12 protein-coding genes are annotated in these 12,717 nt (G+C 40.2%); 7 read left to right on the top strand and 5 right to left on the bottom strand.

The genetic code is table 11. The features are described 5' to 3' along the window. Positions 1–70: 70 nt before the first annotated feature. The 4 genes from ABTP35_RS03935 to ABTP35_RS03920 form a co-directional block, all read right to left on the bottom strand. Positions 71–3,001, bottom strand: a complete 2,931-nt coding sequence (locus tag ABTP35_RS03935; RefSeq protein WP_375334463.1) for a TonB-dependent receptor domain-containing protein — start codon at positions 2,999–3,001, stop codon at positions 71–73. Between the two features lie 160 nt (positions 3,002–3,161). Beyond that, positions 3,162–4,853, bottom strand: a complete 1,692-nt coding sequence (gene lysS / locus ABTP35_RS03930; protein WP_375334462.1) for a lysine--tRNA ligase — start codon at positions 4,851–4,853, stop codon at positions 3,162–3,164. A 65-nt stretch (positions 4,854–4,918) separates the two neighbouring features. Continuing rightward, positions 4,919–5,461 carry a TlpA family protein disulfide reductase gene (locus ABTP35_RS03925; RefSeq protein WP_375334461.1) on the bottom strand — a complete coding sequence of 181 codons (543 nt, stop codon included), beginning with the start codon at positions 5,459–5,461 and terminating at the stop codon, positions 4,919–4,921. An 81-nt stretch (positions 5,462–5,542) separates the two neighbouring features. Beyond that, positions 5,543–6,607 (bottom strand): response regulator transcription factor, encoded by a 1,065-nt coding sequence (locus ABTP35_RS03920; protein WP_375334460.1) that lies wholly within the window; start codon positions 6,605–6,607, stop codon positions 5,543–5,545. Between the two features lie 94 nt (positions 6,608–6,701). On the opposite strand from ABTP35_RS03920, the gene ABTP35_RS03915 reads away from it, so the two are divergent. The 7 genes from ABTP35_RS03915 to ABTP35_RS03885 all read left to right on the top strand — a co-directional run bounded on the left by ABTP35_RS03915 (position 6,702) and on the right by ABTP35_RS03885 (position 11,946). After that, positions 6,702–6,857: a YqaE/Pmp3 family membrane protein gene (locus tag ABTP35_RS03915; RefSeq protein WP_224837819.1), complete on the top strand. Its 156-nt coding sequence runs from the start codon at positions 6,702–6,704 to the stop codon at positions 6,855–6,857. A 126-nt stretch (positions 6,858–6,983) separates the two neighbouring features. Further along, positions 6,984–7,718 (top strand): hypothetical protein, encoded by a 735-nt coding sequence (locus ABTP35_RS03910; protein ID WP_224837818.1) that lies wholly within the window; start codon positions 6,984–6,986, stop codon positions 7,716–7,718. Between the two features lie 32 nt (positions 7,719–7,750). Beyond that, positions 7,751–8,467, top strand: coding sequence for a lipoyl(octanoyl) transferase LipB (gene lipB / locus ABTP35_RS03905; protein ID WP_375334459.1), 717 nt, complete (start codon positions 7,751–7,753; stop codon positions 8,465–8,467). A 133-nt stretch (positions 8,468–8,600) separates the two neighbouring features. Next, positions 8,601–9,632: an OmpA family protein gene (locus ABTP35_RS03900; protein WP_293293747.1), complete on the top strand. Its 1,032-nt coding sequence runs from the start codon at positions 8,601–8,603 to the stop codon at positions 9,630–9,632. Between the two features lie 209 nt (positions 9,633–9,841). Beyond that, entirely contained in the window at positions 9,842–10,516 is a 675-nt protein-coding gene (locus tag ABTP35_RS03895) for a hypothetical protein (RefSeq protein WP_293293749.1), read from the top strand. Positions 10,517–10,737: 221 nt separating this feature from the next. Continuing rightward, on the top strand, positions 10,738–11,379 hold the full coding sequence (locus tag ABTP35_RS03890) for a porin family protein (RefSeq protein WP_375334458.1): 642 nt from the start codon (positions 10,738–10,740) through the stop codon (positions 11,377–11,379). Between the two features lie 297 nt (positions 11,380–11,676). Continuing rightward, the gene (locus ABTP35_RS03885; protein WP_293293753.1) at positions 11,677–11,946 is read left to right on the top strand and encodes a hypothetical protein; all 270 of its coding nucleotides are present in this window, start codon (positions 11,677–11,679) and stop codon (positions 11,944–11,946) included. A 65-nt stretch (positions 11,947–12,011) separates the two neighbouring features. Here the strand turns inward: ABTP35_RS03885 and ABTP35_RS03880 are convergent, their stop codons facing one another. Beyond that, on the bottom strand, positions 12,012–12,704 hold the full coding sequence (locus tag ABTP35_RS03880) for a hypothetical protein (protein ID WP_293293755.1): 693 nt from the start codon (positions 12,702–12,704) through the stop codon (positions 12,012–12,014). Positions 12,705–12,717: the final 13 nt, after the last annotated feature.

Here is a 12,717-nt window from a genome sequence, read left to right as displayed (position 1 = left end):
AAATTTTAAAAAAAATAAAAAAGCCCCATTTGGGGCTTCAAAGAATATAAAATTAAGGAGTAAGAGTTCTTTATTTTAAAGCAAGGCTAATTCTCCCAAAAAGGAACCTACCGCCAATACCAAATTGCTGAGCTCTTCTGGACCAGTCAAAACGCCCATCACTTCTGTTATTTCCACCATCGCTCAAGGTCTCAGCCGCCCTATCGGGATAAATATCAAATAAGTTGTTGGCGCCAACAGTAAAAGTAAGTGCAGGGGTTACTTTATATCCGATGGATAAATCCGTAACTATTTTGGTGCTAAACACTTGTTGTCTATCTATATTGGTAGTAGCCTCTGTAACTTCCCCAAAATATACATTCCTTAAAAACACAATGAATTTGTCAGAAGTTAAGCTGTTGGATAAGTTTATTTTGGTTCTAGGAACGGCCTCTTCCAAGTAAACTCTACTGTCTTCAGGAAAATAAGTGTCTACCAATCCTGCATTTTCCAATACTTCTGAGGCATTTATATCTCCCACCTTTCTTGTTTGGGAAAAAGTACCTGTTAGGTCGGATTTTAAATTCCAATTACCACCAAACTGGGCCTTGTGCGTAATAACCACATCCAAACCTTTCGACTCGGTATCGATGGCATTGGCAAAGAAAGATGCTGCGGTAGCATTGGCTTGACTAAGTAGATTGTTAAGTTCTAGTTGAGCACCAGAGTAAACAGGATTATTGTTCTCATCGAGGATTACCTGATTATTGATATCAGTATCTGGACTTGCTGCGAATTGTCCAGTATAAACTACCCTGTCATTGATTTTAACAAAATAACCATCTACAGTTACGGTTAGATTTGCATCAGGGATTTTAGCTGTAAGACCTAAACTAACACTACCAGATGTTTCTTCCTTAAGTTGTGGAATACCCAAAAGCTGTGCAGCCCTACTATCATTGGCAAAAGTACCGACCTCTTGTGGATTTCCGTTCTGGTCAAAAATTGTTGATGTGGAATTAAAATTAATTTGATGTAAGGAAGGCGCTCGGAATCCAGTGTTTGCCGCAGCGCGAATATTTATATTATCTGAAATTTTGTAACGGGTCGCCAATTTAAAATTGATGGTGGACCCAAAATCACTATAATCCTCAAATCTAGTGGCAAAACTAGCCAAAAAACTTTCAGAAAAATCAGCCTCTACATCAAAGTACCCTGCAATACTACTTCTGTTTCTAGAAAGTTCATTACTTGGGCTAAAGCCCGGAAAAACCTGTGATACACCAGGTCTAGCATTTCCAAAGAAATCTCGGGAAGGTTCTTGCGAAGCTAGGGTTATTACTTGGCCTTCTGCCGTATATTGCGAGTAGGATGCTTCTTCACCCGCCACAATAGTATAGTTTTCTGCTCTATATTCCGCGCCGAAAGCCACGTTCAGACCAGACATTACATCATCGAAAAATTGATTGATATCGAGGTTGGTGGTGTTTTGGCTAAAGGAAAACCCCCCTGCATCAAAAACAGTAGGAGAGGAGCTTTGTAGAGAAGCGTTAAAGGTGTTCCCAATGGTGTATAAGAAAGAGTTTTTTCCGTAGGTATTACTGAAATCCACATTCCAATCGCCAACCATACCTTTTATACCAGCAGATAATGATTTATCTCTGATGGCAGAATTGATCTCAGGTAAAAATCCATTAATGTAGGCCGGTGTATAGGTTCTATCTTGGTTTGGAAGTCTATAAAATCCAGCAGAATTCCCTGTTCTGGAGCTAATACCTGCAAAAGAGTACAGTTCAGTACCCTTATTATCCAAGGGCAAGGAGAAGTTGGTAAAAAATCTACCGCCTCGCAAGGCAGATTGGCCTACGCGCATATTAAAATCGCTTCTTTCCTGCCCTCTTGCTGCAAGTTCTGCCTCGGTGTTATCTGCAGCTAAAATGGGTTGAAGCTCTTCTTTGGTCGTTGCTCCGTTGAGATTGATATTGGCCTGATTTGCATATTGGATCACATCTGCAACATCATCGTCCAATAAATTGGCCAGATCATAACCATCTTGATTGGCAAAACGTTCCACCGTATTGTAAAGATTAAAGACACTGCCTTCCCATTCTTTCATCCGATTATAATCTTGACGAACATCAAAATCGCCTGAAAATGTGATATATCCGCCATTATTTCCAAGTGGCAGACCATAACTAGCTGCAAAGTTTGTTGTTTCACCATCTATGCCGCCTGTTTGCCCATTTGCATTTTTGGAAAAATTGGCACCACTGGTTACGGTTGCCGTTAATTCATTTACGGTGGTATTCAAAACAATATTGATCACACCGGCAATGGCATCTGAACCGTATTGGGCAGCTGCCCCATCCCTTAGCACTTCAATACGCTTAATTGCTGCTGCGGGAATTGCGTTTAAATCGGTACCAACACTACCTCGACCAAATGTGCCATTTACATTAATTAGAGAAGAGGTATGCCGGCGTTTACCATTGATCAATACCAAAACTTGATCGGGCCCAAGCCCTCTTAAAGATGCCGGGTCTATATGGTCTGTACCATCGGAAATAGTTTGGGTGTTGGATGTAAAGGAAGGCGCTACATAATTTAATATCTGATTTAAATTTACCTGCGGCGCCACATTGTTGAGTTCCTTTATGTCTATTACATCTACAGGGACAGTACTTTCTGTAGCGGTCCTGTTCGGGTTTCTGGACCCTACCACTACAACATTCTCCAACTCCAATCCTGCTTGTAGGGTTACATTTAAGGTGTTGCTGGTAACTGTGACTTCTTGGGTGTTGAAACCCACATAGGAAAATACCAAAATATCTCCTGTTTCAGCTTCAATAACGTAGTTTCCATCAAAGTCGGTGATGACTCCTGTTGTGGTTCCCTTTACTTGGACCGACGCTCCTGGTAGTGGTGCGTTTTGATCATCATAAACGGTTCCTGTTACCTCTTGTGCTCTGGAAATTAAAGATACCAACAGCACGAAAAGGAATGCTAAATTCATTCTTTTCATATAAGTAGATTTTAGTAAGATTATTGGGGTATGCTGCTGGAAATTTCCTTCTGTTTAGAAAGAAAATCAGGGAAAGATAGAACTTTTTTTGAAAAAGAAAACCCCTGAACTTTATTTAAGGTTCAGGGGCTTAGGTTTTATGTAATCAAAAATTCTAGTACTATCCTGTATACTTTACGAGTAGGGCATCTTCCGTTTTTTCTATTTTGATGAGCCCATGCTTGTTCAAACCTTTAGTGCTCTTGTCCCATTTTTTACCGCTTAGCCCTGCTTTTTCCTTAAGGTCGGATAGGGCCATTTGACCTTGTGGCTTAAGAATGTCCAAAATGATTTTTTCCTCTTCGGTAAGCTCTACTTGCTTTTTCTCTGGTCGCATTTGCGGGAAGAACAACACTTCTTGAATGGACGAATTGTTCGTCAACAGCATCACCAAACGGTCTATCCCGATACCGATGCCCGATGTTGGGGGCATTCCGTATTCCAGCGCGCGTAAGAAATCCTGGTCTATGAACATGGCTTCGTCATCTCCTTTTTCGGAAAGTCTAAGCTGATCTTCAAAACGCTCACGTTGATCAATGGGGTCGTTGAGCTCGGAATAGGCATTGGCCAACTCCTTTCCATTTACCATCAACTCAAAACGCTCCGTCAATCGAGGATTGGAACGGTGTTCTTTCGTCAAAGGGCTCATTTCTTTTGGATAATCGATAATAAACGTGGGCTGAATGTAGTGGTGTTCACATTTTTCACCAAAAATCTCATCGATCAATTTACCTATGCCCATGGTGTCATCCACTTCAATGCCCAATTTTTTGGCGGTTTCTCGAAGTTCATCTTCGTCCATTCCAGAAACGTCAATTCCCGTATGGATTTTAATGGCCTCCAAAATGGGAACCCTTGGGTAGGGTGCCTTAAATTCTATTTCGTGATCACCCACTGTTACTTTGGAACTGCCAGTTGCATCAATAGCTACTTTTTCCAATAGTTCTTCTGTGGTGTCCATCATCCAATTATAGTCCTTGTAGGCTACGTAGAGTTCCATTACGGTAAACTCCGGGTTATGGGTACGATCCATACCTTCGTTGCGGAAATCCTTGGCAAATTCGTAAACGCCGTCAAACCCGCCAACAATCAACCTTTTAAGATAAAGTTCGTTGGCAATGCGCAGGTACAGTGGAATGTTGAGCGCATTGTGGTGTGTTAGGAACGGACGCGCCGCAGCTCCGCCCGGTATGGGTTGCAATATGGGTGTCTCAACCTCCAAATATCCTTTTTGGTTATAAAACTCACGGATACTGGTGGTTATTTTTGTTCTTTTTATAAAAGTGTCCTTTACGTGTGGGTTTACCACCAAATCCACATATCGCTGTCGGTATCTCAGCTCTGGATCGTTAAAGGCATCGTACACTTTACCTTCGTCATCTACCTTTGGTAGCGGCAACGGTCTTAAACTTTTGCTCAACAGTGAGAAGTTCTTCACCATCACGGTTTTTTCACCTACTTGAGTGGTGAAAAGCTCTCCTTCTATTCCAATAATGTCCCCTATGTCCAGCAATTTTTTGTAGACATCGTTGTACAGGGTTTTGTCATCTCCCGGGCAAATTTCGTCACGGTTAAAATACACTTGAATTCTACCTTCGCTGTCCTGAAGTTCGGCAAACGAAGCTTTACCTTGAATACGTCGCGACATCAATCTACCGGAAATCACTACTTTTTTTCCTTCTTCAAAATCATTCTTAATACTTTTGGAAGTGGCATCAACAGGATATAAAGCTGCGGGGTAGGGGTCTATGCCCATTTCCCTGAGTTTGGTCAATTTTTCCCTTCGAACGATCTCTTGTTCCGATAGTTGCATAATCTCTAAAAAATTTAAAGCGCAAAATTACACTTTTGCGCTTTAAAACCTTGCCTTACCATAACTTAATATGCATAATTGGGTACATAGTTCTTACGGAAAACAATTTGGGCAATGTCTTCTTCTAAAGTTTCCAGTGGACTCTCAACGATTCTATTGACTTCTTTTCCGTTTTTAATAAAGATGATGGTCGGCACCTTGATTATGTTCAACCCTTTCTCTTCTCCGGTCGGACTGGTCTTGTAAAGTCCGTTTCGGTAATCCAACCCAACTATTTCCAATTGTTCCATGGGAAAATTAGCGGCCTTTAAAATTTTGATCAATTTTGGGCTTTCCCGTTTGCTGTCACCGCACCAGGTCCCCAAGAATAGTTTGATGTTGTACCCCTTTAATTCTTTTTGAAAAAGGGATACCAAAGTTTCGTCTACTTTATAGGCGTTGTACCGAGCCTGAAACCAGTTGCTATATGGTTTGGATTGCAAACCATCCAGGTTTATTTGTCCCACTAAAAATTGTTGACCGTTTTTTGTTGTTATTTCCTTGTTGAAGTCTTGTGCCGAAACACAAACAATGCAAAGCATAAGCCATGCGGTTAAAATTTGTTTCATGATTTTACGTGATTTATGGTTTGATGGCCAAATTCACTAAAATCAATGGTTGGACGAATTTTGTTCCGTTGGAAATCGGTACTAGTCCCTGGGTTGAAATTTATTTTTTTTGAACAGAATGGACATTTCGTCCCTGGAGGCAATATCCAGTTTTTTATACAGATTGTTAATGTGGGTCTTAATGGTGCTCACACTTACAAAAAGCTCAGAGGCAATTTCTTTATTGGTTTTGTTTTCCAATATTAGATGGGCTATTTTTTGTTCTTGAGGGGTTAATTTTTCGAGTAGAAGGGAGGCATTGCTCTTTCTTTTTTTGCTAAAGAAAAAAACCACATTCCCCAATACGGATACTGCCAAAAGCGCGATTATGGTCCTATTCCATTTGCCGGACCGTGGTTTGCCAAAACTGGCCAACTCCCTGTCCGTGGTTATCTCGGCACGGTATTGCCGGGTAAAGGTCGAGTTGGGATAATCAACGGTCAATCTTTCCGCCAAATCTTCGTAATAGTTGTTGGCAACTAGGTCTTCCAGATAAAATTTGAAGGTCTCATTGCTTTTGTCGGACAGAAAATCGTAAATGTAGAGTTCGCCCAAAGGTTCGTTGGTTTTTTTTCCAAAGTTATGAAGGGCCTTGAACCATTTTTTTAAATTCAAATTAAGGTTGGCCTCGCTGGGATATTCGGCCAAATCGTACGCCATGTGCTCTTTTAGTTCTTCTATTTCCAGAATTAGACCGGATTTTGGATTTGTAGAGTTTATGGTGCAGAGGGATTGATCTTCAAAAGAAGTTGGAAATTGCAGGGTGTCCTTATTGTTGGCGATAAAAAGAACACTTTTGCTGTTGTTGCACAATCCTAAAAAGTGTTTGCTGCCCAAACTGTCCGAACAACCATCCAAATGGATGCGATATATGCGGTTTTGTCCACTTAGATTATCACCGGAGAAGGAAAAATGCCCCATGGAATCCACTATCCCTTGTTGAACTATTTGGTCCAAATACACTCGAGAAGATTTTCGGTAGTCCTCTACCACTGATAAATAAATGGCATTTCCGGCATTTTCCAGGGCGACCTCTCCAGAAAACTGGTATTGCCCCAAAACAACAGATGAACTCACCAAGAAAGTGACAAGGACGAAAAACCGCATATTTGGCAGATTTTTGGTTAAAAATAGTCGTTTTTCTGTAACAGAACAGGTATTTTAACTACCTATAAGTAATCATCAATCAAAAATCAAATCAATGAGTTTCTGGAGAGTTTTATTGGCCATTCTGTTTCCTCCCCTTTCCGTAATCGGGAAAGGATGTGGGTCTATTTTAATTGTTTTTTTACTTACCCTTTGCGGTTGGGTCCCGGGAGTTATCGCGGCTTTGATAATTTTGAACAACACCAATTGATCGTAGCTTATCCAAAAAAGCCGTGTCTTGTTGTGCATATGTGGGGTTAATGGTATTTTTAGCGCGCTTTTGGTAATAGTTAAATCAAAAGTGATAGAACGATAAATAACTAACCATTACATAAACATGAAGAAACTTAAGTACGTTATAATTTCCATTTTGGGCCTTTTGGCATCGTGCAATTTTACCGAGGAACTCCATTTGAACGAAGACGGGTCGGGCAAGTTGTCCATAAAGTTTGATGGTTCAGAAATGATGGATATGGCAGGGGACGAAATGGCCAAGGAAAACGAAGAAGCCATAGATTCCATTATTTCGTTCAAAGATTTTTTGGAAGAGCACAAGGATAGTATTGCACAATTGCCTCAAGAGGAACAGGCAAAACTGAAAAAATTGGAGCCATTTAATATGCATATGGTTATGAATCCGGATACCAAAGAGATGAAGTTTGATCTTTTTAGCGATTTTAAGGATGTGAACCAAGTGAACGATGCATTCAATGCTTTCCATAATGCAAGTTCCATCGGGAACAAAACCAATACCCAACAAGGTCCGATACAGCCTGCAGAGCAACCTACTGAGGTAAAGTATACATTCAAAAAGAACAAGTTTAGCCGTACGGCAAAGATTTTGGACCAAGAGCTGTTTCAGCAACAATTGGATAGCATGCAGGGCGGCGAAATGTTTCTTTCGGGGTCTACGTATACCCTAAAGTATCATTTTCCCAGAAAAATAAAATCTACATCAGCAAAAGAAGCAACCTTTAGTCAAGATGGTAAGACCTTGATTTTTGAGGTTAACTTTTTGGATATGATGAACGACCCCACTATTTTGGATTTGGAGGTGGAATTGGAGAAATAGTTTTCCATAATTGAGCTTCGTATCTTTGTAACATGAATAAGAAAGTTGCGTTACAGGATCTGGGGTTTAAAGATTACAAGGAGACTTGGGATTACCAAGAATCCCTTTTTAAGGATATTGTGGATACCAAAATTCGCAACCGAAGGGAAGATGCAGGTCTTGAAACTCCCAATCATTTTTTGTTTGTGGAACACCCTCACGTATATACACTTGGAAAAAGTGGCGATATCAATAATTTATTGGTGGACGAGAAGGCCCTGGAGGCCAAAGGAGCTACTTTTTATAAAATAAACCGTGGTGGCGATATCACGTATCACGGTCCGGGTCAAGTAGTGGGCTACCCCATTTTGGATCTGGACAATTTTTTTACCGATATACACAAGTACTTACGTTTATTGGAGGAAATGGTAATACTCACCCTGCGAGAATATGGCCTTAAGGCCGAGCGTTCCGAAGGAGAAACAGGGGTGTGGCTGGATGTAGGCACCCCTTTTGCCCGTAAAATATGTGCCATGGGCGTGCGTGCCAGCCGTTGGGTAACCATGCACGGTTTTGCCTTGAACGTAAATGCCGATCTAGGCTATTTTGACCTCATGATTCCGTGCGGCATTAAGGATAAGGCCGTGACTTCCCTTAATGTGGAACTGGGCCAAAAAGAAGTGGATATGGAAGAAGTGAAAGAAAAACTTCTCAAACATTTTACCACACTTTTTGAGGCAGAGTTGATACAAGAAAAAGAAGGCGTATAGTGTCAGATTATTTGATTTGTCAATCCAAACAGGGCATTGGTCAATTTATGGCATTCTGTGGATTGGAAAAGCACTAGTTTAACCGAACCTGAGGAGAAACCTTAGTGCTGAGAAAAATCAAATAAAACCAAGAATGAGAAAAAATTATCTAATTGGCTTGCTTGCCATTGTCACTGTATTGTCCTGTAAAAAAGAAAAAGGAGGAACAGTCGATCAAACTACTGTAAACCCCGTTGCCGAAGCAGAAGTGGGCAAGGTAGAAATTGAGCCCAAAAGTTCCACGGTAGCTTTTACTTGGGATAAAATTCCGTTGACCCTTAAAGATATAGGAGGGTTTCCTTACATAACACCCCCCAGTGGAATGATCATTGACGAAAATACCAGCGCTACCGAATCCTATGATTTTCATAAACTTGAAATGTTTGATGGCAATTCATTTTTTGATATTGAAGGACGGGTGGAAAAAATGGGAATCCAGATGGATGACGATAAGGATTGGAATCAGTATTTTTACGATAAAAGTGTTAAGGAATATTTGAAAGAAATTGGTGCCGAACTTGTTTTTGAAGGAAACATACCTGATAGCCTGATAAATGAAAAAGGTGAAACAGTGAACGATCGCCACGCTTATTTCAATAACTTTTATGTTGGCGATATTGTGAATTCTCCCATCCGAATGTATGTTCTAAAAACACCGACCAAAAAAATTGGTATTCAGGTCTATTCCGATACTGCTAGGGGGCAGATCGGTGTGGTGGAATCTAAAGATTTTGAGCAAACTATCGAAAAAATAACAGCAGATAAAATTATCGACGATATCAATTCCAAAGGTTTTGCCACCCTCCATATTAATTTTGATACAGGCAAATCCAGAATCAAATCAGAATCTTATGAAATTGTGAGCGAGATCACCAAAATGTTAAATGCCAATCCCGATTTAAAAATTAGTATTGAGGGTCACACGGATAATGTTGGGAGCGAACAGGCCAATATGAAATTATCTAAAAACAGGGCGAAATCAGTTCTTATCGCTTTGGTGGACGAAGGTGTTGATGAATCAAGATTGAAGAGTGAAGGTTATGGGCAGAGCATGCCCATTGGTGACAACGCCACAGAGGAGGGGAAAGCTCTAAATAGAAGAGTTGAGCTGCGAAAGATAGATTGAAAATTTCAAATGTTACAGAAAAAGCCTATTTGTTGTTGATAGAGTCCGTGAGCAGATTTTAAAGTTTAGTATGCCCGTTGATAGGCTTGTATCAAAATTTTTATAACTTACTGCTAGTATGCAAGTGTCTGTAATTGGGATAGTTGTTGAATTCTACTTTCCCCAAGATGCTATTTGCGGAATTAAAGTAAAAACCAATTTTCGATACAATGAAAAAAATAATTTTAGCAGTTGTACTTTCAGGAGCTCTAATTTCCTGTAAAAACAGCGATGGAAACAAAACAGAGCTAGATGATTCTGCGATTACAGAAAATTTAGAGGATGGTTCAGGTAAAACCGAAACCAACTACGTCCCCATCGACTCCGACGAGGCCTTGGTAGCAGCATCCTTAATGGCAGCCCCGGAAGTAAGCCGAGATGGGTGTACCGTGATAGGGTACAACATGGCCGGCGAGTTTGTAACCTTTAAAGAAGGGGACAACGAGTTTATCGTGCTTGTGGATGACCCCAAAAAATCGGGATTTAATTCGGCCTGCTATCACAAAAGTTTGGAACCTTTTATGGCCCGTGGCCGAGAATTAAGGGCAGAGGGGAAATCAGGACCTGAGATCAATGAAATTCGAGAGGCGGAAGCAAAATCCGGTAAACTGGCCATGGGAACACCGGGTGCTACCTTGCATATTTACTTTGGAGAGAGCGATAGGTACGACCCTGCGACCAATAAGGTCGAAGGTGCGCATCACCGTTATGTAGTATATCTGCCGTATGCCACGGCGGCTTCGACCGGGCTTCCAGAAAACCCGATCGGGTCTAACCATCCTTGGATAATGAATCCGGGAACACATAGGGCGCACATTATGATCTCACCTCTACACAAGAATTGACTAGAGTAACATTTGGAAAAAAAACCGAGGCATTTGCCTCGGTTTTTTTTTATGATGATTTGTAGAGAGTTCGGATAAGTTTTTATTCTATGTTTTGCCATCCGTCAATCGAGAATGGGCATTCGTCAATTTACGGTATGCTATTTGGTTTATACTCGTTACTTTCCCCACCGCCGAATTAATAACGGTCATTTAACTAATTAATCATCTTACATCTAAAAATGAAAAAAGCAAACCTACTTGTTGCCCTATTAATTTGTTTTACAGCATCAGCACAATTAGACAATACCTTTGGAATCAAGGTTGGAACTAATTATTCCCAATTTCGTCCTGATATAGAGTTCTATGGTGTAAAGGCTCTGGATTTTCAAGGAAAAATCGGCTATTATGTTGGTGGGTTTTTTAATATCAGCATTTCAGATAAGACAAGTATCAGACCTGAATTATTATTGGCCAACCAAGGGACAAGAACTTTAAGTGAAGTTTACGTAGAGTATGTTGATTATAATAAAGACCCCATGGCAGGGGAAGTTGTTACTAAGGTAAATGAATTGATGATTTTGTTGCCTGTTAACGTTGGGATTGAATTGGTTGAGCGTTTTTATCTGGAACTGGGTATACAGCCAGGGTACGCATTGAAAAGAACGGAAGTTGTTAAAAAACTTCCATTTGATCCTTCATTGGAGGGTGAAAAGGAGACGTATTCTAACTTTGATAGGTTTGATTTTAGTCTAAATGGGGGACTAGGTTTTGACCTTACAGATCAATTGGAGTTGAACTTGAGGTATAGTTACGGATTGATAGAAGGAGATGATGCCTATAAAACCTCAGTAATTAGTTTAGGGCTAGGACTTAAAATTTAAATAATTAATCAAACACAACCATAACTTATGAAATACTTGAAAATTTGCCTTTTAACCCTTTTAATAGTTGTCTGTAGCAAGGATGATGCTACGTCAAATTTAAGTTTGGATGAGCAATTGGTAGGTAAATGGACAATGACCAATTACTAAAATGACACTTTTTTCGTTGAATATCAAAATGGTGTAATTGAAAAAATTGTCCCCGAAGAAACAAATTATGCCATTGAGTTTACTGATAATCCCAAAGAAATAAAGACCACTGGTTTTTTACGTTATTCAAGGGAGGAATATGAAATAGTGGACGGGGAAAAGGTAATTACTGGTCCGGTAGGGACCAATTTTATGGATGGGGATGATGGAGAAGGGTATCATACCGGTACTTGGAAAATTGAAAATGAAAAATTAATTACTACAGGTTTTAACCAAATAGGACCAGATGAGTTTGAGGAGTTTTCCATAATATCAACAATTCAATTGAAAGGCAATGTTTTGACATTGACCTTGGACAACGCTCAGTTCGGTTCACATTTAACGGGTGAAATAATTATCGAATATAAGAGGCAATAATATTTCATTGAAAGTTTAGAAAAACCGAGGCATTTGCCTCGGTTTTCTTTTGTAAATAATTATCTCTACTTACTATAGTTTGTCAGGACCATGCTATTGGTCAGTTTTCCACTTTTGTTATACGATTCTTGTTTTACCATGCCCACGCCTTCTGAGAACCACGTGCGTGAGGGCAAGGTTTGGTTGGTCATCATCATTTTGGTCTTGGTCTCGCTGTAGATCACGTAGCAGTCAAACGTGCCGGCAGGTGTGGTCAAACTTTCAAGCTTTTCCACCTTTCGGTTAACGGTTTCCACATTGGTGTTCATATTAATGGCTCCACCCATTTTCATTTTAATCGAAATATTGGCGTCTGGTAATTCTTGGCCTACCGAAAGACTGTTGGGCAGTTCTATATCGGTTCCGGAAATATCCATTTCAACATCTCCCATTTGACTTAGCATTTGTTCGTTCATCAGGGATTTAAAATCAATTTTAACTATGTCGCCATCGCAAACTATATCATAATCAGAGGTATAGACCTTGCCCTTTTTGTCCACTATTTCCATTTCCATTGTGGCGCTAATGTTGTTGCCACTACCTTGTACATTGGTGACTGTATAATTAAACTTGCCGTCCTCTTTTCCTTTTTTGTTATAATTGGTGTATTGTAGTTTGGCACCATCGACCATGGGATAGTAAGTGCTGCAAGTGTTCTGTGCATGTACAATGGTGATGGCGAACGTGGCAATAAATAGTGTGGTAAATAAACGTTTCATTTTCTACGGAGAT

It is taken from the genome of Flagellimonas alginilytica, assembly GCF_042134605.1.
GTDB classification, from domain to species: domain Bacteria; phylum Bacteroidota; class Bacteroidia; order Flavobacteriales; family Flavobacteriaceae; genus Flagellimonas; species Flagellimonas alginolytica.
Note: the sequence above shows the minus strand (reverse complement) of the source record. Positions and strands in the feature narration are given on the sequence as shown.